Source organism: Pseudomonas sp. RIT-PI-r, assembly GCF_001297015.1.
In the GTDB taxonomy this organism is placed as follows: domain Bacteria; phylum Pseudomonadota; class Gammaproteobacteria; order Pseudomonadales; family Pseudomonadaceae; genus Aquipseudomonas.
Genome location: NZ_LIGE01000038.1, coordinates 1 through 25876 on the forward strand (window position 1 = coordinate 1; position 25876 = coordinate 25876).

Genomic DNA, 25876 nt, shown 5'->3' on the forward strand with positions numbered 1-25876 from the left:
CCTGAGTTCGGCTCGATATTTCAGGTCGGCGTAGATCAGTAGATCTGACTCGACCAGTCCATTTTTCGTCGGGAGAGGGAGCCGATCTCGGTTGCTTTCAAATCCTGGGTTCGGCTCGATATTTCAGATCGGCCTAGATCAGTAGATCTGACTCGGCCAGTCCACTTTTCGACGGGAGAGGGAGCCGATCTCGGTTGCTTTCAAATCCTGAGTTCGGCTCGATATTTCAGGTCGGCGTAGATCAGTAGATCTGACTCGACCAGTCCATTTTTCGTCGGGAGAGGGAGCCGATCTCGGTTGCTTTCAAATCCTGGGTTCGGCTCGATATTTCAGGTCGGCGTAAATTGGCAGAACACCGCGGTCAGTCCCCTCTCCCTTTGGGAGAGGGCTAGGGTGAGGGGCCTTCTAACTGACTCGCCGCTCGATCCCATGCTTACGCAGCTTCCTGTAAAGAGTGTTGCGGCTGACCCCCAGTTGCTGCGCCGTATGGGTCATGTGCCAGCGAGTTTGCTCCAGCACATTGAGCAGAGCCGACCGCTCGGCATCTTCCAGCGGATGATCGGATTCATCCACCGCTCGTACTGCCGGACTCCCCTGCCGAATCATCACCGGCAAATCCTCAATCCCGATCCGCCCTTCATCACACAACGCCGCCAATGTACGCAGCACATTGCGCAACTGCCGCACATTGCCCGGCCAGTTGAATGCCAGCAACGCCTGACGCGCCGCCTCGTCGATCATGATCGTATCGCCGCCCGCCTCTTCAGCCAGCAAAAAATCCAGCAATTGCGATTTATCACTGCGCGCGCGTAGCGCAGGCAGTGCCACTTCCAGCCCGTTGAGCCGGTAATACAGATCTTCGCGGAAGCTGCCATCGGCGACCCGCTCCAGCAGATTGCGGTGGGTAGCGCTGATGATCCGCACGTTGACCGCTTCCGGTTCGCCACCGATCGGCACCACTTGTCGATCCTCCAGCACCCGCAACAACCGTGTCTGCAAGGCCAGCGGCATGTCACCGATTTCATCAAGGAACAAAGTGCCGCCATCGGCCTGCTGCAACTTGCCGCGCATGCCGTCCTTGCGTGCGCCAGTAAAACTGCCACCGCGATAGCCGAATAATTCGCTCTCGATCAGGCTTTCAGGAATGGCCGCGCAATTGAGAGCGACGAAGGCTTTGCTCGAGCGCTGGCTGGCCTGATGCACAGCCTTGGCGAACGCTTCTTTGCCCGAGCCGGTTTCGCCATTGACCAATAGCGGCACGTCCCGTTCGAACACCCGCAGGGCTTTGCGGAAATCGGCTTGCAGCGCGGCGTCTCCCAGACAGATCCCGGACAGTCGTGGCGCTGCTATTGGTTTTGCCGCCTGCATGAGCGGCGTCGGTTTACGCGACTCACCGCGCAACACCGCGAACAGATGCCGGCCGTCGCGGGTGTGCAGCGGCCAACTGGCGCTGGCATTGGCGCTGGCGCGACCGAGCAGTTCATCCAGCGAGCAATCGAAGAACGCTTCGACCGGTTTACCGAGCAATCCTCCGCGAATATGCCCGAGCAGGTTCAGTGCACTCTGATTGACCGCACTGATCCGCCCCTCCCCGTCAAACGCCAGCAAGCCTTCGCTGAACAGCCCGACCGACTCGGCCTGCAAGTGGAAACGCAGCAGCCATTGGTTATCGAAACAGCGCAGGAAGTAGCAGCTCTCGATCATCTTCGCCGACAGATTGACCAGCGCCATGGTGTGGAACTGGCTCTGCCGCGAGACGTCGTGGCGGGCCGAGGACACGTCGAGGACCGCGAGCAATTCACCGTGTGGGTCGAACACCGGGCTCGCCGAACAGGTCAGGCCGGTATGACGGCCGCGAAAGTGTTCATCCTGATGAATCGTCAGCGCCTGACGCTCGACCAGACAAGTGCCGATGCCATTGGTGCCTTCGCAGGCCTCGCTCCAGTCAGCGCCGAGCCACAAACCGGCGCGCTCGAAGATCTTGCGCTCGGCGGGTGCGGTGACGCAGTTGAGGATCACCCCGCGCGCGTCGGTCAGCAGCACCGCGTGGCCGGCGCCGGAGAGCTGTTGATGCAGGCTGCTCATTTCGTTGCCGGCGATCTGCAGAACCTGTTGCAGACGTTCGCGGCTTTCCAGTACCCGGCCATGTTCGAGCACGGTCGGCGCCATGCTCAGCGCCGGGTCGAGGTGATAGTCCTCAAGGCAGCGAAGCCAGGAGCGCGCAATCGACGGATCGGCGCCGGGCCCGTGCAGGTGCCGCTTGCCCTGACTGACGGTGAGGACCTGCTGAGCATGGCGACTCAAATGGTTGTCGTGCATTTCTTATTGTTCTCCATATTCCCCGTGTAGGAGCTGCCGAAGGCTGCGATCTTTTGATCTTGTATTTTTGAAGATCAAGATCAAAAGATCGCAGCCCGCGGCAGCTCCTACAGGGGTTGCTGTTGGCTGAGCATCCTCCAGCTCAAGCACCATTGCAATGCTGGCAAGACTGCCCGGTCACCGGCTGTGCCAGAAACGGTACAAACTGTCACCCCACCTGTACCGAAACCGTCACAGACACAATCCACTCGTCCGACAAAAATCTGCCAAGCCCTTGATTTGCCTGACCTGCACGGCAGTGGCCCGACCTTTGCTCTACGCTTATAGCAAGCGCACTTGCGCGTTTCTCTAATAAGTACAAAGCCAAGGAGAACATCATCATGCGTTACGCTCACCCCGGTACTGAAGGCGCCAAAGTTTCGTTCAAAGCCAAGTACGGTAACTACATCGGCGGCGAGTTCGTCGCGCCTGTCAAAGGTCAGTACTTCACCAACACCTCGCCAGTGAATGGCCAACCGATTGCCGAATTCCCGCGTTCAACTGCCGAAGACATCGATAAGGCACTGGACGCCGCCCACGCCGCAGCCGACGCGTGGGGCGCGACCTCCGTGCAGGCGCGCTCGCTGATCCTGCTGAAAATCGCCGACCGCATCGAACAGAACCTCGAACTGCTGGCGATCACCGAAACCTGGGACAACGGCAAAGCCATCCGCGAAACCCTCAACGCTGACATCCCGCTCGCCGCCGACCACTTCCGCTACTACGCCGGGTGCATCCGTGCCCAGGAAGGCAGCGCTGCCGAAATCGACGGCAACACCGTGGCCTATCACATTCACGAACCACTGGGCGTGGTCGGTCAGATCATCCCGTGGAACTTCCCGATCCTGATGGCCGCGTGGAAACTGGCGCCAGCCCTGGCAGCGGGTAACTGCGTGGTGCTCAAGCCTGCCGAGCAGACTCCGCTGGGTATTTCCGTGCTGGTCGAACTGATCGGCGATCTGCTGCCACCGGGCGTGCTGAACATTGTTCAGGGTTACGGCAAAGAAGCCGGCGAAGCCCTGGCCACCAGCAAACGCATCGCTAAAATCGCCTTCACTGGCTCGACCCCGGTCGGCTCGCACATCATGAAATGCGCCGCCGAGAACATCATTCCGTCCACCGTGGAACTGGGCGGCAAGTCGCCGAACATCTTCTTCGAAGACATCATGCAGGCCGAACCGACCTTTATCGAAAAGGCCGCTGAAGGTCTGGTGCTGGCGTTCTTCAACCAGGGCGAAGTCTGCACCTGCCCTTCCCGCGCATTGGTGCAGGAATCGATCTACGACGAGTTCATGGCCGTCGTCATGAAGAAGGTCCTGCAAATCAAACGCGGCGATCCGCTGGACACCGACACCATGGTCGGCGCGCAGGCGTCCGAGCAGCAATTCGACAAGATTCTTTCGTATCTGGAAATCGCCAAGGGCGAAGGCGCCGAGCTGCTGACTGGCGGCAAGGTAGAAAAACTCGAGGGCAACCTGTCGACCGGCTATTACATCCAGCCGACCCTGCTCAAGGGCACCAACAAGATGCGCGTGTTCCAGGAAGAAATCTTCGGCCCGGTGGTGAGCATCACCACCTTCAAGGACGAAGCCGAAGCCCTGGCGATTGCCAACGACACCGAATTCGGCCTCGGCGCCGGCCTGTGGACCCGCGACATCAACCGCGCCTACCGCATGGGCCGGGCGATCAAGGCCGGGCGCGTGTGGACCAACTGCTACCACCTGTATCCGGCGCATGCCGCGTTTGGTGGTTACAAGAAGTCCGGCGTTGGCCGTGAGACGCACAAGATGATGCTCGATCACTACCAGCAGACGAAAAACCTGCTGGTGAGCTACGACATCAATCCGTTGGGCTTCTTCTAAGCGGATGGGGGGCGAAGCAGTCGTTTCTGCATCGCCCCTCAGATAGCTTTCGCGAGCAGGCTCGCTCCCACAGGGAACTGCGTGCACCTGCAATGTTCGACTCGACACAACTCCAGTGTGGGAGCGAGCCTGCTCGCGAAAGCGGCGTGCCATTCAACCCGATGTTTCCTGACGGAGCACCCGGGCCAATACAACAATAAAAATGGTGAACCCTATGCCTAGCGAATCCCCGGCTGGCGCTCCGGCGTCCGGCGCTTCTGTCGACTTCGAAAAAGTCGGATCGGATTACTTTCAACAACGCGAACTGAAAAAAGGCGCCGCCGGCTGGGTTCTGCTGGTGGGTCTGGGCGTTGCCTATGTCATTTCCGGTGACTACGCCGGCTGGAACTTCGGTCTCGCACAAGGCGGCTGGGGCGGTATGTTTCTGGCGACGCTGCTGATGGCCACCATGTACCTGTGCATGTGCTTTTCTCTGGCCGAGTTGTCTTCGATGATCCCCACCGCCGGCGGTGGCTACGGTTTTGCGCGCAGTGCTTTCGGGCCGTGGGGCGGGTTTCTCACCGGCACCGCGATCCTCATCGAGTACGCCATTGCCCCAGCGGCCATCGCGGTGTTTATCGGCGCTTACTGCGAGTCGCTATTCGGCATCGGCGGCTGGATGATCTATCTGGCCTTCTACATCATTTTCATTGCCATCCACATTTTCGGCGTCGGCGAGGCGCTCAAGCTGATGTTCGTCATTACGGCCATTGCCGCGCTGGCGCTGGGGGTATTTCTGGTGGCGATGGTTCCGCACTTCGACGTCGCCAACCTGCTCGACATTCCGGTCACCGCCGCAGCGGGCGCCAGTCCGTTTCTGCCATTCGGCTATGTCGGCGTCTGGGCAGCGATCCCCTATGCGATCTGGTTCTTTCTTGCCGTTGAAGGTGTGCCGCTGGCAGCAGAAGAAACCAAGAACCCCAAGCGTGACCTGCCGCGCGGTCTGATCGGCGCCATGTTGGTGCTGCTCATGTTTGCCCTGTTGATTCTGATCGTCGGCCCTGGCGGTGCAGGCGCCAACTCGCTGCTGACCTCTGGCAACCCGTTGGTCGAAGCGTTGACCAAGGCTTATGGCGGCTCGACCTGGATGGGCAGTTTCGTCAATCTCGTGGGCCTTGCCGGCTTGATCGCGAGTTTCTTCTCGATCATTTATGCCTACTCGCGACAGATTTTCGCGCTGTCGCGGGCCGGCTACCTGCCACGCAAACTGTCCGAAACCAATAAGAGCAAGGCACCGGTCCTGGCGCTGGTGATTCCCGGCATCATCGGTTTCGGCCTGTCGCTGACCGGTCAGGGCGATCTGCTTATTCTAGTGGCGGTGTTCGGCGCAACCATTTCCTACGTGCTGATGATGGCCGCGCACATCACTTTGCGGATTCGCCGCCCCAAAATGGACCGGCCGTACCGCACACCGGGCGGCATCTTCACCTCCGGCGTGGCCTTGGTGCTGGCGTGCATTGCCGTGGTGGCGGGCTTCCTGGTCGATCCACGGGTGGTAATCGGTGCCGCCGTCATCTATGGAGTGTTAATTGCTTACTTTGCGTTCTACAGTCGACATCACTTGGTAGCAGGCACGCCGGAAGAAGAATTCGCGGCGATCCAGAAGGCTGAGCAAGCCTTGCACTGAGTGCTGAGAATCCCGGCGCAGGCTCGGTCTGCGCCGTCACGGAGAATTGTGTATGGCCAGTTTCGCCCACACGGTCGGCGCCCAGACCTATCGTTTCGACAGCCTCAAGGACGTCATGGCCAAGGCCAGCCCGGCGCGCTCCGGCGACTTCCTCGCCGGCGTCGCGGCGCTCAACGACGGCGAGCGGGTGGCTGCGCAAATGGCGCTGGCCGACATCCCGCTCACGCACTTCCTGCAGGAAGCGCTGATTCCCTACGAGTCCGATGAGGTCACCCGGCTGATCATCGACACTCACGATAAACAAGCCTTTGCCGTAGTCAGCCACCTCACTGTCGGTGGTTTCCGCGACTGGCTGCTCAGCGACGCCGCCGACGAAACCAGCCTGCGCGCCCTCGCCCCCGGCCTGACCCCGGAAATGGTCGCCGCCGTGTCGAAGATCATGCGCGTGCAGGATCTGGTGCTGGTGGCGCAAAAGATTCGCGTGGTGACGAAGTTTCGCGGCACCCTCGGCCTGCGCGGGCGTCTGTCGACGCGCCTGCAACCCAATCATCCAACCGACGAGCCGTCCGGCATTGCCGCAAGCATTCTCGACGGCCTGCTCTACGGCAATGGCGACGCGATGATCGGCATCAACCCGGCCACCGACAGCATCGCCTCGATCTGCGCCATGCTGGAGATGCTCGACGCAATCATCCAGCGCTACGACATCCCGACCCAGGCCTGCGTGCTGACGCACGTCACCACCTCCATCGAGGCGATCAACCGTGGCGTGCCGCTGGATCTGGTGTTCCAGTCGATTGCCGGCACCGAAGCCGCCAACGCCAGTTTCGGCATCAACCTCAACGTATTGCAGGAAGGCTACGACGCTGGCCTGAGCCTGAATCGCGGCACGCTTGGGCAGAATCTGATGTATTTCGAAACTGGTCAGGGCAGTGCACTGTCGGCCAACGCCCACCACGGCGTCGACCAACAGACCTGCGAAACCCGAGCCTACGCCGTGGCGCGACATTTCAAACCGTTCCTGGTCAACACCGTCGTAGGATTTATCGGCCCGGAATACCTCTACAACGGCAAACAGATCATCCGCGCCGGCCTCGAAGACCATTTTTGCGGCAAGTTGCTCGGCGTGCCGATGGGCTGCGACATCTGCTACACCAACCACGCCGAAGCCGATCAGGACGACATGGACACCCTGCTGACCCTCTTGGGTGTTGCCGGGATCAACTTCATCATGGGCATCCCCGGCTCCGACGACATCATGCTCAACTACCAGACCACGTCGTTCCACGACGCACTCTACGCGCGCCAGACCCTGGGCCTGAAACCGGCGCCGGAGTTCGAGCAATGGCTGGCGAACATGGGTATTTTCACGCAAGCGGATGGCAAGGTTCGCTTCGGTAACAACTTGCCGCCGGCCTTCCGCCAGGCTCTGGCGCAACTGGGATGAGTCGTATGGATAAACCGCCCGTGGACCCACAAAACCCTTGGCTGGAACTGCGCCGCCTGACGCCCGCGCGCATCGCTCTGGGCCGCACTGGCACCAGCCTGCCGACCAGCGCGCAACTGGATTTCCAGTTCGCCCACGCCCAAGCGCGCGATGCTGTGCACTTGCCATTCGATCACGCCGGGCTCAGCGCGCAACTGACTGAGCGCGGGCGTGAGAGCCTGCTGCTGCACAGCGCCGCTGTGGACCGCAACAGCTATCTGCAACGCCCGGATCTGGGGCGCAAACTGAGCGATGACTCGGCCCAGCACTTGCGTGATTACGCGGCCGCGCATCCGGGCGGCGTCGATCTGGCGATTGTCGTGGCTGACGGCTTGTCGGCGCTGGCGGTTCACCGGCATACCTTGCCATTTATCACGCAACTGGAAGAACAGATGGGCGGCGATGGCTGGTCAATCGCGCCCGTCGTGCTGGTGGAACAGGGCCGCGTCGCGGTCGGCGATGAAATCGGCCAGTTGCTCGGCGCAAAAATGCTGGTGATGCTGATCGGCGAGCGTCCAGGCCTCAGCTCGCCGGACAGCCTCGGTTTATATTTCACCTACAATCCAAAAGTCGGACTGACCGATGCCTACCGCAATTGCATCTCCAACGTGCGGCTCGAAGGCTTGAGCTACGGCATGGCGGCGCATCGCTTGTTGTATCTGATGCGTGAGGCCTGTCGGCGGCAGTTGTCGGGGGTCAACCTGAAGGACGAAGCTCAGGTTCAGACGCTGGAATCGGACGCCGGTGTAGACATGAAAGGCAATTTCCTACTCGATCCGCCCTCAACCTGAACCGTTTCCGCATTGCGTTTCTGCGCCGGTTTCAGGCAGGATCGATGCACGGCCGCCCGGGTTTCCCATCGCCGTCAGAGCAGTTGAAGACAGCCACTTGAAGACGAGACCTATCATGCGGATTATTCAAGCGACCCTCGAACATCTGGATTTGTTAACTCCGTTGTTCGTCAAGTATCGCGAGTTCTACGGTTCCCTGCCTTATCCGGACTCCTCCCGCGCCTTCCTCGAAAAACGCCTGCGGCGCAAGGAATCGGTGATCTATCTGGCGCTGGCCGATGATGACGACAAGAAGCTGATGGGCTTCTGCCAGCTCTACCCAAGTTTTTCATCGTTATCGCTCAAACGCGTGTGGATCCTCAATGACATCTATGTCGCCGAAGACGCGCGCCGCCAACTGGTCGCCGACAACCTGATCCGCACTGCGAAGAAAATGGCCAAGGAAACCCAGGCCGTGCGCATGCGCGTCTCCACCAGCAGCAACAACGAAGTGGCGCAGAAAACCTACGAATCCATCGGGTTCAAGGAAGACACCGAGTTCAAGAACTATGTGCTGCCGATCAGCGACGAACTCTGATCGCGGATACAACCTGTGATGAGGGAGCCCGCTCCCTCAGAAACGCAAAACGCGTCCCTGACAATTGTTCACACCTCGACATCCCTCGCTACAAAACCAACGCGCTTTTCATCCTTCAGACCGTATAATCCCGATCTTTCCGGCTTGTAAGAAAAACTACACCCGCTTGTAGGCTTACACGAAGTCATCCGCACAGGCCTGCCGAGTCCGGCCGTCAAACAGGTGCCCCCATGGATTTCAACCCGCTCGACCTTATCCTGCATCTCGACGTGTACCTCGATTTGCTGGTGAACAACTATGGGCCATGGATCTACGCCATCCTGTTTCTGGTGATCTTCTGTGAAACCGGTCTGGTGGTGATGCCGTTCCTGCCTGGCGATTCGCTGTTGTTCATTGCCGGCGCCGTGGCGGCGGGCGGTGGTATGGACCCCGTGCTACTGGGCGGTTTGCTGATGCTGGCAGCGATCATGGGAGACAGTACCAACTACGTGATCGGACGAACGGCGGGAGAAAAACTGTTCAGCAATCCCAACTCGAAAATCTTCCGTCGCGACTACCTGCAAAAAACCCACGATTTCTATGACAAGCACGGCGGCAAGACCGTGACCCTGGCGCGCTTTCTGCCGATCATCCGTACCTTTGCGCCGTTCGTCGCCGGTGTGGCGCGGATGCCGTACCCACGCTTTTTCGGCTTCAGCGTGCTCGGCACCATCCTCTGGGTTGGCGGTCTGGTGACGCTGGGCTACTTCTTCGGCAATGTACCGTTCATCAAGAAAAACCTGTCGTTGCTGGTCGTGGCAATCATTCTGCTATCGCTGGTGCCAATGATCCTTGGCGTGGTTCGCGGCCGTTTCGGCGGCAGCAAAGCCGAATCGCACTAAGCAATGTGGTCGCTGAGCGCCTGGCGTCGCCGGCGCATCCTGGCGAAACACCCGATTGCCGACGACATGTGGCAACGGGTGCGCCATCACCTGAGCTTTCTCGACGGCATCACTGCCGCGCAAGACCAGTGGCTGCGCGAAGCCTGCGTGCTGTTCCTCGAAGAAAAACACCTCAGCGCCCTGCCCGGCGTCGAGCTGCACCAGGAGCAACGCCTGTTGCTTGCAGCCCAGGCGCAATTGCCGCTGCTCAATCTCGGTGATTTGAACTGGTATCAGGGTTTCCACGAAATCGTCCTCTATCCCGATGACTTCCTCAGCCCGCAGCGCCACCGCGATGCCAGCGGTGTCGAGCACGAGTGGGACGGCGAACACAGCGGCGAAGCCTGGCAACAGGGCCCGATCATTCTCGCCTGGCCCGGCGTCATGGCCAGTGGTGGCTGGGAAGGCTACAACCTGGTGATCCACGAACTGGCGCACAAACTCGACATGCTCAACGGCGACGCCAACGGCCTGCCGCCGCTGCATGCCGACATGCGCGTGAGCGACTGGGCCGAGGTCATGCAACAGGCCTACGACGACCTCAACCGCCAGCTCGATCGCAACCCCGACGCCGAAACCGCCATTGATCCCTACGCTGCCGAGAACCCGGCGGAATTCTTTGCGGTCACCAGCGAGTATTTCTTCAGCGCCCCGGATCTGCTGCACGAGGCTTATCCACAGGTGTATGCGCAGTTGCAGCTTTTCTACCGGCAGGACCCGTTGAGCCGGTTGCGGCAACTTCAGGCCACAGACCCGGTCTATCAGGCGCACGACTAAGCTCTGCACGACTTTCGGTACATGGCGTCGACGGCAGAATATGCCTATAATCGCCGCCACTTTTTGGTCAATCCGGCCAAGTGTTTTTGGTCAACTACGGGGGCAACGCCCAATGAGCTACAGCAAGATTCCGGCTGGCAAAGACCTGCCGAACGACATCTACGTCGCGATCGAGATCCCGGCCAACCACGCGCCGATCAAATACGAAATCGACAAAGACAGCGATTGCCTGTTCGTTGACCGTTTCATGGCCACCCCAATGTTCTACCCGGCCAACTACGGTTACATCCCGAACACTTTGGCTGACGACGGTGATCCCCTCGACGTGCTGGTTGTGACCCCTTACCCGGTCGCGCCAGGCTCGGTGATCCGCGCACGTCCGGTCGGTATCCTGAACATGACCGACGACGGCGGCGGCGATGCCAAAGTCATCGCAGTGCCACACGACAAGCTGTCCCAGCTGTACGTCGACGTGAAGGAATACACCGACCTGCCGCCACTGCTGATCCAGCAGATCGAGCACTTCTTCGCGAACTACAAAGATCTCGAAAAAGGCAAATGGGTCAAGATCGAAGGCTGGGCCGGTGCAGACGCCGCCCGCGAAGCGATCACCAAGTCGGTTGCCGCCTACAAAGGCTAAGCACCTGCGCTACGCGTGATGCTTGAAGAAAACCCCGGTTGATCCGGGGTTTTTTGTGCGCGAGAACATGCACGTTAAACGGCTCGTTTAAAATCTGAACGACGCAGTTTTAACCTGTTTAATTTCCTACAAGAATGCCTTACATCCCGTCGCAAAATTCACCCCGCTTTTGAACGCCAGGTTTATTCAAACCGCTCTGGCACGGCCGTAGACTCTGTGTTTATGAGAAAGAACACTAGCGGTCCAAGATTCAAGGCACTCCTGGAAGCAGCGAACATCACCACCACGGGTTTCGCAAAGTTCTGGGGCACGGAAGCCCAAAATGTCCACAACTGGTACACCCGGGGCGTCCCGGCGTATCGCATGGAAGAAGTCTCACGCCTGCTGTCCGTCAACAGTGAATGGCTGAAAACCGGTGAAGGCAGCAAAGAGTCGCCAAGCCTCAATGCACCCGCCAGCAACGGCGACACCTTCGACGCCCACGCCATCTGCGGCGTCTACACCGTAATCGACCCCAACGACATCGACCTGGTGTTCTTCAAGGAAACCCCGCTTAGCAACGGCTCCGGAAAAACCCATGTCATTCAGGACCCGGATCAATCCATCCGCCTGCTCCGCGCCCAGCTCGATCAATTGGAAGTCAGACACTCAGACGCCATCTGCGCGCAAATGATCGGCAACAGCATGGCCGAGCGCATCGAAGACGGCTCCATTGTCGCCATCGACCGCGGCCTGACTCAGGTCGTCGACGGCGAAATCTACGCCATCGAACACGACGGCATGCTGCGCATCAAATACCTGCACCGCATGCCCGGCAACGGCTTGCGACTGCGCAGCCACAACAGCGCCGAATACCCGGACGAAGTGTTCCGCCCAGCGCAGATCGAGGAGCAAAGGATTCATATATTGGGCTGGGTGTTCTGGTGGTCGACGGTGAGCAAGCGCCGGCCGGTGGTGCCGTTTCTTTGACCTGATGCGTTTTTTTCGAGTCTGCACTGAACCCTGTGGGAGCGAGCCTGCTCGCGAAGAGGCCCGGACAAACGGTACAAATTCCGGATTTGTGGCGCAGAAGTCGCTCTAACCCGCACTTCAGGCTGGGAATCCCAAGCAAAACTCAGTATCCTGCGCCCCACATTTGCGCATCGACCCGCCCCGCGGCTCAGAGAGCGCCCGACGCGGCAGACCAACGTCTGACCAAGTCCCACAGCCGGACGCAGATCCGGATGTACGTTTTGAAGGCTGGCAAGGCTTACCAAAAATAGGCCAAGCCAGTCCCCGAGAAGCCGGCCACAAGCCGGCTTTTTAATGCCTGCAAAAAAACACGTTTACCTTGGCGAGCTTGACTCAACACTTGCCAACCCTAACCCCCTCAGTGCTAAATCCTGCCCAACACCCAACCCCTCTGTTTTTACCCGCATTCCCGCCCCCGGCCGGATTCCGGTATTGAGCCTCACGGGAATCCATGGAATGGCCCTGCATATCCCGACCCTGCTGGTCGTTTCCGTCTTCGTCTTCTTTTTGATGGGGCTGTTGACGCTGCACGCCTGGTATCGCGAAACCCGCGAGCCGCCGCTGGCCTACCTCGGCAGCATGATGCTGTTGGGTGCGCTGGGCGTGGTGCTGGTGAGTTGGCGGGATCGCGGGGTGGATTTCGTTCCGATCATCTTCGGCAACATTGTTCTGTTGCTCAGCGCCGCGATGAACTGGACGGCCATGCGCACGCTGACGGGTCGCCAACCTTACCTGCCAGGCATTTTGGCGGGTTCTGTGGTCTGGCTGCTGTTGTGCCTGATACCCGCCTTTTACGACTCGATGGCGAATCGAGTACTGATCTACTCTCTCCTGGCATTCGGGTATGGCGTGCTGACGACATTGGAACTCTGGCGCAACCGTCACAGCCTGGACGTCGCTTTCATGCCGGCGTTGGTGCTGACCGTTTTGCACACCATTTTCTATGCGGTGCGCAGCGCGACCGATGACGGGCTGCCGGTGACCAAGGCGTTGCTGGGCAGTGGCGAAGGCGTGCCGTTTTTCTCATTCATGCTCTTCGAGTCGATGTTGTATGTCATCGGCATTGCCTACATCACCTTGGCGATGGTCAAGGAACGCGCCGAACTCAAGCTCAAGGCCGCGGCGCTCAGCGATCCGTTGACCGGCATCGGCAATCGTCGCGCGTTCATGCAGCACGGCAGTCACTTGCTGGACGGCTGTCAGCAGCGGGCCGAACCGGCGGCGTTGCTCCTTTGCGATCTGGATCACTTCAAGCGTTTGAACGACACCTACGGCCATCCTGTCGGCGATCAAGCGTTGATCGCGTTCAGCGAAGTCCTGATGGAAAGCGTGCGCAAAGAGGATGTATTCGGGCGCATCGGTGGCGAGGAGTTTGCCTGTCTGCTCTGCGCATGCGATGAGCCGACTGCGCTGGAGACTGCCGAGCGAATCCGTCACGCCTTCGCCGGACTCTCCATTCTGGAACCGGGGCTGCTCAGCGTCAGTATCGGCGTGGTCACCACCCGTGAATCGGGTTACGACCTGTCGCGTCTGCTTTCGGAGGCGGATCAGGCGCTGTACGGCGCCAAGCATCAGGGCCGCAACCGGGTTCAAACGTTGCGCTCGTTGTATCTGGGTCTGGCGTAAAAACCCTTTTGAAGTAGCCGTCCGACGCAGTTGGCCGGGCTGTAAATCCGAGAAACGCTCCACAAGGAAGTTAGACATTGAATCTCCGCAGGCTGAACTCACAGCTGAAATCCGTTGCCGCAACCACCCTGTGCCTCTGCTTGACCGGGTGTGTCGGAGTAGGCATCTCCCTGCCAGAAAAAGTCACACTGAAAACCGACGCCTACCGAGCGCAAAGTTACCGCTCAATCACCCCACAAATCACCCGAACAGCAACATCGACGCCCACCCGCGAATGGTGCGGAATCACTGTCTGGGCGCTGGTGATTCCGGTGCCGTTGAAGCTGCCGGTTTGCCACTCGTACTCCGAGCAATCCTTCGGCAGTGACGAGTTCGGGAGGGAGACCGTTCTGCTCAACACCCGACAATCAGTGCCATCCCCGCTCTACGCCTGTGGCCCACTCATGGTGCTGGGGCCGATCGTTCACGGTTACGAAGGGAATGCGCTGTGCGGTGTTTTTCCTGACTGATCCGTTGATTCACGGATAACTGAACGACTTCACCAACGTCAACTCCCCCACCGCCCGCATCGGCACCACAAACGTCTCCATCTTCTCGCTCGGCGTGCCTTCTTCAGTAATCACCGTCACTTGCGCCGTGGTCAGCGGCTGCACCGGTTCATCTCCACCCTCGTCATCCCCGCGATAGCCACCGCCGTAGTAATTCACATACACCAGATACTGGCCCTTGATCGGTGCCGGCATGGCGAAGATTTCCGGGCCGTAGCCGGTGGTGACGTCGACGTCGAGCGCGGCGCCGTTAGGTGCGGTGCGGTTGCCGTACCAGATGTGCGCGCCGTCAGGGGTGACGAGGTGCAGGTCGAGGTCGGTGCCATCGCTGTCCCACGCCAGCAGTACGCGCAGTTTTGCCGGGGTGGCGCCGCCGCTGGTGTTGAGAAATTGCGTGCGATGACGTTGCTGGCCGTCGGGACTGCGCACTTCGACGCTGTTGCTGCCGTTGGGGAAGGAGAACGGGCGGTCAAAGCGGCCGCTGTCGTCGATTTTCAGCGGCATGCTCACGCCGTTGACGATCAGGCGACCGGGTTCGTTGTCCTTCCGCGCAGCTTTGATCTCGCCGCTGATGCGTGCGGTGTTGGCTTGGCCCACCGGGGTATTGACCGACGAGGCCGGGTAGTTGACGGTCTGGCGGAAGCTTTCGCCCTCGCCTTCGGGCGCACCGCTGCGCCAGCCGCCGACCGGGGTGTCGAGTTTGACGCTGTCGGCGGCGATGGCCGGCGATAGCGCGGTCAATGTGCAGAGCAGCAGCAAGACCTGTGGATAACGGAGTGTCATGGTCTATTCCAGCAAAAGGTGACGGGCGAGCCCTTCGATGTAGGTTTCATCCTGGCCGTTGGGATGTGCTTCAAAGGCCAGATGCAGATATTCGTGGGTCAGGTCGAGGCGATCCTGCAGGGTCAGTACGCCACGCACGTAAATACGTTGGCGTTCGCGATCAACGAAGGGCCGGCCGAAGGCGAGTTTGCACACGGCGAAGGTGCTGACTTCGTTGTAGCCGGTTTCGCTTTCCAGTGTCGGACGCCAGCCGCGACGTTGTTTTTGCAGCCAGTCTTGCGCGGCGGGCAGCGCTTCGCAGGAAGCAACCGGGTTGTCCCAACGGCTGAGGCTGGCACGCGGATAGGCGTGCAGCAGAATGGCGTCGTAACGCTGTCCGGCATTGGCTTGCTCGACAGCTTGTTGCCAGGCGAGTTTGTCCGGGCCGGGCTGGTCGGAGTGATAGGTGACCGTACTGCCGGCCAAAACCAGGTCCGCCGTCCATGCGGCGATGTTGCGGGATTCGGCCGAGGCCGGGCGCGGTGCGACGCGTTGGCGGTTGCTGCTGTCATCGATACTCAGGCAATCGCCGTTACGTGTAGCGTTTTGCAGCAGGTACGTGCGGATCGCTACGGCCAACGCCTTGGCGGCTTCGGCGGGTTCAGGTTTGGCTTCACGTTCCAGCACGCGGGCGACGTATTCTTCGCGATCAAGCCTTGCGACGAGTTTGTCGTTGAGCAGAAACAGTTCGCCGTCGCTGTGGATATCCAGCGCGTTGCCGTTGGCGAATTCGACGCGATAGTCGCCCTGCAACGGGCCGGATGTCGCGCGGCGATCACCCGCTAAGACCTTCGAAACTGGGTACTTCGAAAACAGGCTGACTTCGACACAACGCCCCGCCTCCGTGGGCCAGGCCGCCGGCAACACGGTCGCCAATGCCTGGCCGTAATGGCGCAAGACCATCTGACTGGTGCCACGCCCGCCAGCCCAGAGCGGCGAGCCGTCCGCCGTCCAACCGGCGAAACCACCCTGCCGCGATTGCGGGTCCTGATCGCCGAGCCAGCTCCAGGTCTTCACCCGCAGGCGCCCGCCCAGTTCACCGACGACATTGCCGTCCGCCGCATTCAGCACCACATCGAGCAACACCCGCCGCGCCTGATCCTGTGCCGGCAACGAGGCCAGGACCTTCAGCAGTTCAACCACGGAAACCCGTTGAGCCGGTTGCACCGACGGCAAATCCAGCAACCACGACGGCGCCTGCCGCGCCTGCCAATAGGTCCGCCAATCCGTCGCCGTAATGCCCAATCGTGCAGGCTCGAAATACAACCCGCAGGATTTCACCAGCGCCTGATCACGCTCGATCCTGCCGCCCGCCGAGCAGCAATAAACCTCTTCCTTCGACTGTCCGCGACATTCATATGCCGGCTCCCGTGCGCCGGTGTCCACCAGCCACGCGAAGACAAACAGCTTCCACAGGCTGCCCAGCGGCGTATCCAGCGATGACGGCAACGGTTCACGAGCGATCAGTTGTGTCTGATTCAGCGACAACAACTCGCCCTTGTACGCCACGCGCAACGGTTCATCCTGCGCCGTCGCCAGCGCAGGCATCACACACATCAGCAGCCACAGCAGCGGCCGGCTCATGTCAGTTGACCGTGAGCTGACCGAGGGCGGCTTTCGCTTCCTGGGCCTGATGTTGCGGCGCGTAAACCTGCTTGAAACGCACCGGCGGCAGATTGAACTGGCCCTTCTGCGAGAAGCGCACCAGATGGCGCAGGCGCAACTCGCCGCTCAACGCATCGACCGGCACCGCGTAAGCCAGTTGTCCCGGTTCGAAACGCGCCTTCTCCAGCGCAGTCGGCTCGGTGCCGTCCTTGCCCTGCAACTTGATGCCCCACGTGGTGCGCTCGACATCGGCGCCCGGTGGCAGCGGCACTTCGAGCATGCCGTAGCGCAGCGGTTTCGGCGCTTTGCTGGTGAGGATCACTTCGTCCAGATACAGGCTGTCGCTGGACAGCGGCTTGGTGCCGACCGGCTCCAGTTTGAAGGTGAACGCTTCATCGCCCGGCACCAGTCGCGACAGGCGACGGGTGATGGTCACGGCCATTGGATCGACCGCTGGTTGCTGGGTCTGGAAGCTCAGCGCCGCGCGCAGCGGACGCTCTTGCGTGCCGGACACCGTCAATACGCTCGGGACCGGCGTCGCGCCCTGCCACGTCCAATACATCTCACCGGTTGCACCGTAGTTTTTCTTCCAGCCTTCACCCGGCGTCAATGCGATGGTCGGCGAAGCCTGGGCGATGCTGCGTTGCAGCCAGGTCAGCGCCAGCGCACGTTCAAGGGTGGATTGCTGTGGCAGCAGACGTTGCAGCAACGCTTGCGCACGCGCTTGATCGAACGCTTGCAGCGAAAGATTCAGCGCTTCGGCAAATGGCTGCGAGCTGACCGCCAAACGTTGTTGCGCAGCAGCCAACTGACGATTGAATGCATCTGGCAAGGCCACTTTCGACTGCGAGGCCAGCGCTGCGGTCAACACTCGCGCCGCTGCCAGACCGAGCGCCGAGTCTGGATCGCTCATCACCAGACTGTCTTCGCCATCGTCGAGCATGGTTTGCGCATTGCCTTCACCGACCTTGGCCAGATCGTCCATCAAACCGCTAAGCAGTGTGTTCACCGGCAAATGCATCTGCTTGGCGAACGACAGAATCAGCGCCCGCTGCAGCAACGGCGTGTTCGGCGCCTGCTTGGCATACACCTCCAGCACGCGCTGCCAGTGCTCCGGCGGCAAGGTCAGTTCCAGCACTTGGCTGGCGTTAAAGTCGGCGTAATAGGCGTAAGCGGTGAGGAACGCATCCGGCTCACCGTCGTAACCCCACCAGGTGAAGCTCGCCGACGGCCCGGCCATTTGCACCAGACGCAGACGGCTGTTCTGCATGATCAGACGCAAGCGATCACGGATCTGCGGATTCGACGCCAGTGATGGATAGGCGATGCTCAACGGCAGCAAACGGCTGGCGGTTTGCTCGACGCCGCCATACGGATAGCTGAGCAGATCATCGAGTGCCGAACGGAACAGCGCTTGCGGACTGTCATCCAGACGCAGACGAATATCCGTGGCATCCGCCGGCAGACTCAGCGCAGTGTCGCCGCTGGCGACATCAAGGCTTTGCGTCTGCGTCACTTGCCAGCCGTCACCGGTCGCACTCAGGCGCACGGCGAGGGAGTCGGCAGTTTTGCCATCCTGCACCAACTCCGCCGTCCACTCGCCGGAAGCCAAGGCGAATGCTGGCAGCGGCAGGTAATTGATGCCGTTGTTGAGGGTCACCGGGACACGTTGTTCAGCGCCAGCGTAGTGGGTCACGAGTTCAGCCTTGACCGGTTTCTCGGCCTGACTGAACGCGAACACACCGAGTTGCGGCTGATCGCCCTTACGGAATTTGCTCGGCCCGCTCCACTTCAGGTACAGCGGTTTTTCCGAACGCACGAACTGCTTCTTCTGCCCGACCTGCCCATCATCGGCGATCGCGCGGGCGGTGATGCGCCAGCGGGTCAGCGAGTCCGGCATCTTGAAGGTGAAGCGGGTTTTGCCGTCGGCTCCGGTCAACAACTCTGGCTGCCACGCCGCAGTATCGACGTCTTCACGACGCGGTCGCTCCAGTACTTTCACCCCGCGCTCGCTGCGGTTGGCTTTGCCCGGTGCGCCTGGGCTGCCCGGCAACGCGACGTCGTAGCTGATGAACGACAGACTGGCGCTGGTGCGCACGTTGTTGCGGCGCGGGTGATAGAAGAACTGGTCGATGGTCGGCGCGACTTCCGGTTGCAGCGCATAAACCATTTCGTCGACGACGCTGACGGTCAGATGCGCCGGCACTGCTTTGCCGGCAAACTGCGTGGTCAGGTCAACCGTGACGGTATCGCCCGGCAGATACACCGCTTTGTCGGTGCTGATCGCCACGTCGATTTGCGGCGCGATCACTTTGATCCCGGCGTTCTGGAAGCTGTACTGACCGCCCTTGGTGTAGAGCACGGAGAAGGTCAGATTTGGCGCGAAGTTATCCTTCACCGGGATGCGTGCGCGGTATTGGGTGTCGCTGAGTTTTTCTAGCTTCAACCAGTCGCCGCCCTTGGCCAGCAGCGCCGTGGCTTCGACCTTGTCACGTTCCAGCGAGAGCAATGCATCACTGACCGGTTCCGGGAAAGTGATCAGCGCCAGCGCTTCATCGCCGGCCTTGTACTCAGGTTTATCGAGGACGATTTCCACGGTGCCCGGTACTGCCTTGACGCCATCGCCGGTGACCGAATGCCCGGTTGCCCCGAGGACGCGGCCGTGTTGATCTTTCAAGGTCAGGTTGTAGGTGCCCGGACGCTCGAAAGCGAGGCTGAAGCCTTTATCCGTCGCCGCCAGTTTGCCTTCACCGGTGCTCTGGTCTTCCAGGCGCACCCAGCCATAGGTGCTCGGCGTCACCGCTTTGCTTTGCTCGGTGCCGCCTTCGTTGGCGTAGCTGAACGCAACCTTGTCGCCGACCGCGCTGAAGCGTTGCGGTGCATTCAGACGGAAGCTTGCGGCGCCACGGTCGATGAGGATTTCCTTGGTGGTCTTGACCCGATAGGCCGCGCCATCGCTGGCGAACACGGTGAGCATGTAGCGGCTCGGCTTGTCGGCGGCCGGCAGATCAAGGGCCGCGCTGCCTTTGCTGTCGGTAGTCAGTTCGGTGCTGGTCAACTCCACCGGGAATTGCCCGAGGTATTGCAGCTCGTTGTCGACCATCGACAGTTGCTGGGCGCGCAGGCTCAGGCTCAGTTTGGCGTTGGCCACCGGTTTGCCGTCGGGGTATAGCAACACCAGACTGCCTTTGACCGGCTCGCCGGTGCGGTAATCCTGCTTGGCCAGGTTCAGCGAAATCTCGAAGTGCGGCTTGATGTACTCGGCGACACGGAAGGCGCTGCTGTAAGCCTGATCCTTGTAGTTGAAGCGGATCTCGTAACCGCCCGCTACCGCGTTGTCCGGCAACTGGAAACGGCCCTGAGTGCCAGCCTTCGAATCGAGTTTCAGGTCAAGGTGTTGCAGCTCGGTGCCGGTGGCATCGAGCACGCTGACCGTGACATCTGCCGCACCTGGCAGCACCGAATCCCGCGCATTCTTGAATTCGCGACCAACGATTTTCAGCGACACCCAATCGCCCGGGCGATACAGCGGCCGATCGGTGAAGGCATAAAGTTTGGTGTCGTAGATTTCGCTGTCGTAATAGAAGTTTTCCGAGACGAATACGCCGCCCTCTTCATCCTCGCCGATGACGAACGAACGCTCCGGGCTGACGTGTTTCAGGCGCAGCAAGCCATCGGCATCAGTGGCACCGCTGCTCATCACGCCGAGGCCATCGGTCCATAGCACATTGACCTTCGGCACCGAACTGCCTTCGTGTTTGCGCGCAGCCCAGACCAGCAGTTCATCACCGGCAATCTTGCTCACTGCGACAGTGTTGGAGACGAACACCATGGTGGTCGCGCGGTACTTGCCGATCAGCGCTTCGACCAGATACAGACCCGGTTTCAGATTACCCAAGGGGATATAAACGTTACCCGGCGCGACGCTGACGAAATCGCTGGAAGAGCCCGCGAGATTGACCCCGGCTGGCGGCTGAATCGGCTTGGCCTGCCACAACGGATAACGGAACTGGCTAACCACCGGCAGACCTGGAATCAACGCAAACTGCGGTTGCGCGTCGTACGGTGTCGGCGCGGCGATGGCGTCGCCCATCTTCAGTTCCGGCACTTCTTCGGTGACCTGTTTGCGCGACTCATAGGAGAACGCGCGTTGCATCACCCGACGGGATTTGCGGTACCAGTTGTCCCACAGGTACGCGAGGGTGTTGGACAGGCCCTCGCCCTTGAACTGGCCGTCGCTGACCACGCGATGCAGGTTCTTCTGGCGCTTGAGGAAATCCAGCGGCTTGTCGATGCGGTACACACGAATGTCGGCGCCGCCGTACGGTTCCATGCGGAAACGGCGATAGTCTCGGCCCGGCGCTTCGAGGCGCACCATCGCCTGTTCATCGGCAGCGAAACTGCTGTCGGCCAAGAGGAAAAAGCTCTCACCCGAGACCGGCATGTAGTTGCTCGGCTCGACCGAATCTTCGGCATTGGCGTTGGCCAGTGGCAGCAACAGCGCCAACAGCAAAGGAATTCGCGAGCAGATACGCAACATGCGGGCACCGGTCATTGGGAGAGAAAGTTCAGTCGATAGACGCCGATGAAGTTGGGGTTGGCTGCGTCGGGTATCCATCGGGTGTCCTTCCATGTCATGAGTTGCTGCAGGCTTGCCGAACGCATGCCGTTGTCAGTCGGGGTGGTGCTGCCGGTGTGATAGGCGATGTAGCGGCCCATCCAGATCATCAGGTGCTGGTCGTCACCCTGATCGAAAAACATCAAGTCCCCGGGCCGCGCCTGCGACACGTCGCGGCTGACCAAGTGGCTGTTGAACTGAATCAGTTTGATCGCGTTGACGTACGGCCCGACCTTGCCGCCGCCCTGCTGCCATTGCTGGGCGAGCTTGCGCTGCTCGTCGCTGAGCGCCAGTTCCGGCGGCAGATAACGATTGGACAGGCCATTGCTGCGCAGCCATTTGTCGTCATGGACTTTCAGTGCTTCGTTGGCGGCAAAACGCACCAGCCCGGCGCAGTCCTGCTGATACCAGCGCGGGCTCGGCCCCTGGCTCAATTGCTCCTGGGCGATGCGCACGAACCAGGCGCGAAACACCTGGGATTGCGCCGGATCCAGTGCAGGTGCTTCAACGGCTCGGGCGCCCGCGCTGAGTAACAGCGCGAGCAGGCCGAGGCTGCGGATCAGTGCCGTCACAGCGCTTTCCATTCCAGCGGCAACCATTGCCAGTGACCGTCAGGCTCGCTGCCTTCAGGCAAGGTCAGGGCATATTTGCCGTAGCCGCCAAGGGTGCGCAGTTTCGGGATCAGGTAAGTTTGCGCGGCGTTATAGAACACCGGTTCCATGTCCTGCGGCAGGCTGTCTAGGGTTTCCTGCTGCATCAGTTGCGCCATCGAATCCGGGCCGAAGTAGATCGGCATCAGCACATCTTTGGGCAGCACGTCGGCCATTGGCGGAAAGCGTTTGTCGAGGGTGCCGAGGGCCTTGTCGACGAGTTTGTCATCGAGGGAAAACAGCAGCGTCGAACCGTGGCGAGCGAGGCTGACTTTCATGAATGCCTTGCCGGAAATCGCGTCCGGATTTTCCGCAGTCTTCGCCGCGTAGGGTCCGAAATTGGAACTGACCTGACGCTGCCAGACGTGGTTCTGGCCTTCTTGCTTCTCGACCACCGGGAACACGTTTTCGTCGACATTGGCCTCGAACGCACCAACCATCGAACCGAACAGCTTGCCGAGATCGCCATCAAGTTTGCTGCTGTCCTCGTCTTTCAGACTGGCCACCAGCAACGGCGTGTACAAACGCGAATCGGCGTACCAGCACAGGCCCGCCGCGCCGGCCACGTGTTCGGTGAGGGTTTGCGCCACAGCTTCTTCAGCGCCGAGCTTCACCAGCAATGGTTTTTGCGGTTCGGCCGCGACCGGCAAGGTCACGCAGGCACTGGCACCGAGCGGCATCGCCTGCCAGACCGGTTTGAAATCGAAGTCCGGCTGGTTTTCCAGTTCGTCCATGGCCAGGTAGCTGTGCCAGCCCTTGTCGTCCATGTCGAAACGCAGCCCGGCGAAGTTCGGGATGAAACGCTGATAGCCCATCGCGAGAACGCTGGAGTTGACCGACAGGCGCTGCTTGATTTCCGGGGTTTTAGCCGGCAGACCGAACGCCTCAGGGAACAGTTTTTCGCCGTTGAGCAACGCCGCCAGCGCTTGTGGCGAGACGTGGCCCGACTCTTCGGAGACGCCGCTTTCCGGGTCGTAATACTTGGCCGGATTGGACAGCACCACCAGTTTGTCGCCGCGAGAGGCGAACAACAGGGCTTTGCTGGCGTTATAGGTCAGTTGGTACAGCGGCACAGTGTCGCCGCCGACCTTGAGCTCGCCCATCTGACTTAGCTGCGTGTCATCCAGCGCAACCTTTGCCAATGGCTCAAGCAGTTTCGCCAGACCGCCACGGTCCATCACCAGCAGGAAATCCTTCAAGCGACCATCCGCGCCACGCCACAACGCGACGTCGGCCGGCTGATCGAAAAGTTCTTCGATCAAGCTGTCCTGCAGTTTCAGGTCATGCTCGTAGATGATCCGGCGCAGGCTGCCGATCAGCCCGAGGCGGTCGGCGTGGGTTTCGTAATAGAAGACGAAATCTTCGGTGAGCGTGGCTTTGAGAAACGGCACGGTCAGCAAGTCCTTGGGCAACTGGCTTAGCGAGCGGGTTTCCAGCAACGCATCCGGACGGCTCAGGCCAAGCTTGTCACTGGCCAATTCCGCCGGCGGTGCCTTGGGCTTGAGCAGCAGCCAGCCAAAACCACCCGCCACCCCGGCCACCAGGCACAACCCGGCCAGCAACAGCGGCCAGCGTCGCGAAGGTTTGGCCGCCGGCGTGTCGGCAGCCGAAGTAACAGTGTTATCGCTCATCTTCACAAACCCAGTTTCATCCGTGACGGGATGCTTAATAGTTGAAAGTCTTGACCAGCAGCAGATCACCGATCGCCCGCAGGGGCACGATGAACGTTTCGCGTTTTTCGTCGACGGTGTTTTCATTAAGCACCAGCGTGATCTGCGAGGTGATCACCTCGTTCTGGTTGCTGGTCTCCTCGAAGTTATAGCCGCCGTTGCCGAAGTTGCCCCAATAGTTGACGTAAACCAGATAAGTACCATGCAGCGGCGCGGTCATGGTGAACATTTCCGGGCCGGGACCATCGACGCCATCCGGGTCGAGACCGCCGCCATTGCTCAGCGCCGGCCGCGCCCAGAAGGCATGCTGACCGTCGGGCGTGACAATGTGCAGATCGAGTTCGGCTTTCGGATCGTCCCAGCCCAAGACAAGACGAATTCGCGCCGGCGTGCGCAAGTTATTTGCTTCATAAAATTGCACGCGTTTGAGCGACTGGCCTTCGGCGCTGATCACCTCGACGCTGTTGGAGCCGGCGCCGAACGCGTACGGCCGGGCAAAACGGCCCTGGTCGTCGGTGTACAGATTCAGTGGATTGCCGTTCACGGCGAGGCTGTGCGGCGGGCGCATGTGGCCGATGGCTTTGAGCTGGCCCTGGATCATCGTGCGATTGCGCTGGACGCCGCGATCGATCGGCGGCGTCGGGTAGGCGACTTGCGGGTTTTCCGTGCGATCGAGCAGGCCGTGATAGCGCCAGCCACCCACCGGTTCCGACAACTCGGCACTCGGCGCAGCCAGCAACGCGGGCGCGCAGGACAACCCGATCAACAGCCAAAGAAATGAACGCATGTAAGCCTCCTGCCATGCCTGAACGAAACCTTGCACCCGATCCTCGGTACTTCACAGCGGTGAAACTGCGTTTCGTCTGAAAGACCCGTGACTATGGGGTCGTAGAAGGCGCGAAGATTAGCGATTCGGCGGTTTTTTAACAATCGGATACATGTGCTTTTACTGTAGGAATCACGCCAATCCGGTGGACGGTGAGCCGAATAGCCGTCATATTCGGCTCACAAAATGAGCCGAATAGCTTTTCTATTCGGCTCACGGACTCAAGGCAGACAACGAATGGCAACTCACTGGATCTGGCAGCAGCCCGATTGGCCCGACTTCAACTGGCAGGCAGAACGCCTGACACCGTTGTTGCGCGAGTGTGTGCAGGCGCAAGGTCAGTTGATGGGTATGGCCGGTTCGGTAGGTGACTCTTTGGGGGCTCAGACCGAACTGGACGCCCTTTTGCAGAATATCGTGACGTCCTCGGCCATCGAAGGTGAGCAACTGAATGTCGGCTCCGTGCGGTCATCCTTGGCGCGACGTTTGGGCCTGGAGTTGATCGACGGCGATAACGTCAGCCAACGCAGTGAAGGTCTGGCGCAGCTTATGCTGGATGTCACCCGTCGATTTGCCGAACCGTTGACGCTGGAACGCCTTCTGGAATGGCACCAATGGCTGTTTCCCGATCAAGAGGCTGACCTTACTGCACGCCGCATGCATGTGGGTGCACTACGCGGTGACGAGCCTATGCAGGTGGTATCGGGTCGCATTGATCGTCCAACGGTTCATTTCGAGGCGCCACCTCGCCAAGGTCTTGAGCAGCAGCTCGACCAATTTCTCCAATGGTTCGAGGCCAGCCAGCATCAGACAGCACTGGACCCGATGCTTCGCGCGGGCATCGCCCATTTCTGGTTCGTCACCTTGCATCCGTTCGACGATGGCAACGGTCGCCTGACCCGTACCATCACTGATCTGGCGCTGGCACAGGGCGAAGCGCAAGCCATCCGTTTCTACGCCATGTCGGCGAGCATTCTGGATGATCGTTCCGGCTACTACCGGATTCTGGAATCGAGCCAGAAAGCCACACTGGATATCACTGAATGGCTCACATGGTTCCTGCAAACGTTGCTAAGCAGTCTGCAACAAGCCATCACTCGAATTGAAAGCGTGCTGGGCAAGTCGCGTTTCTGGCAGGCGCATCGCGAGTCCGAACTTTCAGCGGAGCAGATCAAGGTACTCAATCGCCTGCTCGACGGCGGCGAGCGGGGCTTTGAGCACGGCATCAGTGCCGGGCAATATCAAGCGGTGGCGAAAGTGTCGAAGGCCACGGCAACCCGACATCTTGTGGAGTTGCTGGACAAAGGTTGCCTGCAACGCTTGCCGGGGGGCGGTCGTAGTACGCGCTACCAGATCAACTATCCCGACAGAGCCAAACATTAATCTCACTCACCACAGTGCCATTTCTGTCCTTGGGAGGCGG

Annotated in this window: 19 protein-coding genes; 12 read left to right on the top strand and 7 right to left on the bottom strand. The window is 60.3% G+C overall.

From position 1 onward, the window contains the following. Positions 1-405 precede the first annotated feature (405 nt). The gene (locus AK821_RS23705; protein WP_064392158.1) at positions 406-2319 is read right to left on the bottom strand and encodes a sigma-54-dependent Fis family transcriptional regulator; all 1914 of its coding nucleotides are present in this window, start codon (positions 2317-2319) and stop codon (positions 406-408) included. 380 nt (positions 2320-2699) lie between these two features. On the opposite strand from AK821_RS23705, the gene exaC reads away from it, so the two are divergent. The 11 genes from exaC (at position 2700) to AK821_RS29660 (ending at position 14223) form a co-directional block, all read left to right on the top strand. Next, on the top strand, positions 2700-4220 hold the full coding sequence (gene exaC, locus AK821_RS23710) for an acetaldehyde dehydrogenase ExaC (protein ID WP_064392159.1): 1521 nt from the start codon (positions 2700-2702) through the stop codon (positions 4218-4220). Positions 4221-4434: 214 nt separating this feature from the next. After that, the gene (gene eat / locus AK821_RS23715) at positions 4435-5886 is read left to right on the top strand and encodes an ethanolamine permease (RefSeq protein ID WP_064392161.1); all 1452 of its coding nucleotides are present in this window, start codon (positions 4435-4437) and stop codon (positions 5884-5886) included. A gap of 52 nt (positions 5887-5938) precedes the next feature. Beyond that, positions 5939-7333 (top strand): ethanolamine ammonia-lyase subunit EutB, encoded by a 1395-nt coding sequence (locus tag AK821_RS23720; RefSeq protein WP_064392162.1) that lies wholly within the window; start codon positions 5939-5941, stop codon positions 7331-7333. Further along, a complete protein-coding gene (eutC, locus tag AK821_RS23725; RefSeq protein ID WP_442965595.1) occupies positions 7330-8163 on the top strand; it encodes an ethanolamine ammonia-lyase subunit EutC in 834 nt (277 codons plus the stop codon). Before AK821_RS23720 ends, eutC begins: the two co-directional genes overlap by 4 nt. Positions 8164-8278: 115 nt before the next feature. Beyond that, positions 8279-8740, top strand: a complete 462-nt coding sequence (locus AK821_RS23730) for a GNAT family N-acetyltransferase (RefSeq protein ID WP_003228592.1) — start codon at positions 8279-8281, stop codon at positions 8738-8740. Between the two features lie 230 nt (positions 8741-8970). Next, on the top strand, positions 8971-9621 hold the full coding sequence (locus tag AK821_RS23735; RefSeq protein WP_064392166.1) for a DedA family protein: 651 nt from the start codon (positions 8971-8973) through the stop codon (positions 9619-9621). A 3-nt stretch (positions 9622-9624) separates the two neighbouring features. Further along, positions 9625-10437: a zinc-dependent peptidase gene (locus AK821_RS23740; RefSeq protein WP_064392168.1), complete on the top strand. Its 813-nt coding sequence runs from the start codon at positions 9625-9627 to the stop codon at positions 10435-10437. Between the two features lie 112 nt (positions 10438-10549). Further along, entirely contained in the window at positions 10550-11077 is a 528-nt protein-coding gene (ppa, locus tag AK821_RS23745; protein ID WP_003205933.1) for an inorganic diphosphatase, read from the top strand. A gap of 222 nt (positions 11078-11299) precedes the next feature. Then, positions 11300-12046 carry a S24 family peptidase gene (locus AK821_RS23750; protein WP_064392169.1) on the top strand — a complete coding sequence of 249 codons (747 nt, stop codon included), beginning with the start codon at positions 11300-11302 and terminating at the stop codon, positions 12044-12046. 498 nt (positions 12047-12544) lie between these two features. Further along, entirely contained in the window at positions 12545-13714 is a 1170-nt protein-coding gene (locus tag AK821_RS23755; protein WP_064392172.1) for a GGDEF domain-containing protein, read from the top strand. 77 nt (positions 13715-13791) lie between these two features. Next, positions 13792-14223: a hypothetical protein gene (locus AK821_RS29660; RefSeq protein WP_082355488.1), complete on the top strand. Its 432-nt coding sequence runs from the start codon at positions 13792-13794 to the stop codon at positions 14221-14223. 9 nt (positions 14224-14232) lie between these two features. On the opposite strand, the gene AK821_RS23760 is transcribed toward AK821_RS29660, so the two are convergent. From AK821_RS23760 to AK821_RS23785, 6 genes are read right to left on the bottom strand one after another with little or no spacing between them, the layout of a single operon-like run. Continuing rightward, the gene (locus AK821_RS23760; RefSeq protein ID WP_064392173.1) at positions 14233-15045 is read right to left on the bottom strand and encodes a YfaP family protein; all 813 of its coding nucleotides are present in this window, start codon (positions 15043-15045) and stop codon (positions 14233-14235) included. 3 nt (positions 15046-15048) lie between these two features. Beyond that, a complete protein-coding gene (locus AK821_RS23765; RefSeq protein WP_064392175.1) occupies positions 15049-16668 on the bottom strand; it encodes a DUF2300 domain-containing protein in 1620 nt (539 codons plus the stop codon). 1 nt (position 16669) lies between these two features. After that, entirely contained in the window at positions 16670-21244 is a 4575-nt protein-coding gene (locus AK821_RS23770; protein WP_082355489.1) for an alpha-2-macroglobulin family protein, read from the bottom strand. Further along, positions 21241-21891 (bottom strand): DUF1175 domain-containing protein, encoded by a 651-nt coding sequence (locus AK821_RS23775; protein ID WP_064392177.1) that lies wholly within the window; start codon positions 21889-21891, stop codon positions 21241-21243. Before AK821_RS23775 ends, AK821_RS23770 begins: the two co-directional genes overlap by 4 nt. Next, on the bottom strand, positions 21876-23588 hold the full coding sequence (locus tag AK821_RS23780; RefSeq protein WP_064392178.1) for a DUF2138 domain-containing protein: 1713 nt from the start codon (positions 23586-23588) through the stop codon (positions 21876-21878). The genes AK821_RS23775 and AK821_RS23780 overlap by 16 nt, the downstream gene beginning before the upstream one ends. Before the next feature lie 34 nt (positions 23589-23622). Next, entirely contained in the window at positions 23623-24414 is a 792-nt protein-coding gene (locus tag AK821_RS23785; RefSeq protein WP_064392179.1) for a YfaP family protein, read from the bottom strand. 276 nt (positions 24415-24690) lie between these two features. On the opposite strand from AK821_RS23785, the gene AK821_RS23790 reads away from it, so the two are divergent. Beyond that, positions 24691-25836, top strand: a complete 1146-nt coding sequence (locus tag AK821_RS23790) for a Fic family protein (protein ID WP_064392182.1) — start codon at positions 24691-24693, stop codon at positions 25834-25836. Positions 25837-25876 lie beyond the last annotated feature (40 nt).

Coding starts and splice junctions, on each gene's coding strand:
- AK821_RS23705 (WP_064392158.1), bottom strand. CDS start 2,319: ATGCACGACAACCATTTGAGTCGCCATGCTCAGCAGGTCCTCACCGTC.
- exaC (WP_064392159.1), top strand. CDS start 2,700: ATGCGTTACGCTCACCCCGGTACTGAAGGCGCCAAAGTTTCGTTCAAA.
- eat (WP_064392161.1), top strand. CDS start 4,435: ATGCCTAGCGAATCCCCGGCTGGCGCTCCGGCGTCCGGCGCTTCTGTC.
- AK821_RS23720 (WP_064392162.1), top strand. CDS start 5,939: ATGGCCAGTTTCGCCCACACGGTCGGCGCCCAGACCTATCGTTTCGAC.
- eutC (WP_442965595.1), top strand. CDS start 7,330: ATGAGTCGTATGGATAAACCGCCCGTGGACCCACAAAACCCTTGGCTG.
- AK821_RS23730 (WP_003228592.1), top strand. CDS start 8,279: ATGCGGATTATTCAAGCGACCCTCGAACATCTGGATTTGTTAACTCCG.
- AK821_RS23735 (WP_064392166.1), top strand. CDS start 8,971: ATGGATTTCAACCCGCTCGACCTTATCCTGCATCTCGACGTGTACCTC.
- AK821_RS23740 (WP_064392168.1), top strand. CDS start 9,625: ATGTGGTCGCTGAGCGCCTGGCGTCGCCGGCGCATCCTGGCGAAACAC.
- ppa (WP_003205933.1), top strand. CDS start 10,550: ATGAGCTACAGCAAGATTCCGGCTGGCAAAGACCTGCCGAACGACATC.
- AK821_RS23750 (WP_064392169.1), top strand. CDS start 11,300: ATGAGAAAGAACACTAGCGGTCCAAGATTCAAGGCACTCCTGGAAGCA.
- AK821_RS23755 (WP_064392172.1), top strand. CDS start 12,545: ATGGCCCTGCATATCCCGACCCTGCTGGTCGTTTCCGTCTTCGTCTTC.
- AK821_RS23760 (WP_064392173.1), bottom strand. CDS start 15,045: ATGACACTCCGTTATCCACAGGTCTTGCTGCTGCTCTGCACATTGACC.
- AK821_RS23765 (WP_064392175.1), bottom strand. CDS start 16,668: ATGAGCCGGCCGCTGCTGTGGCTGCTGATGTGTGTGATGCCTGCGCTG.
- AK821_RS23770 (WP_082355489.1), bottom strand. CDS start 21,244: ATGACCGGTGCCCGCATGTTGCGTATCTGCTCGCGAATTCCTTTGCTG.
- AK821_RS23775 (WP_064392177.1), bottom strand. CDS start 21,891: ATGGAAAGCGCTGTGACGGCACTGATCCGCAGCCTCGGCCTGCTCGCG.
- AK821_RS23780 (WP_064392178.1), bottom strand. CDS start 23,588: ATGAGCGATAACACTGTTACTTCGGCTGCCGACACGCCGGCGGCCAAA.
- AK821_RS23785 (WP_064392179.1), bottom strand. CDS start 24,414: ATGCGTTCATTTCTTTGGCTGTTGATCGGGTTGTCCTGCGCGCCCGCG.
- AK821_RS23790 (WP_064392182.1), top strand. CDS start 24,691: ATGGCAACTCACTGGATCTGGCAGCAGCCCGATTGGCCCGACTTCAAC.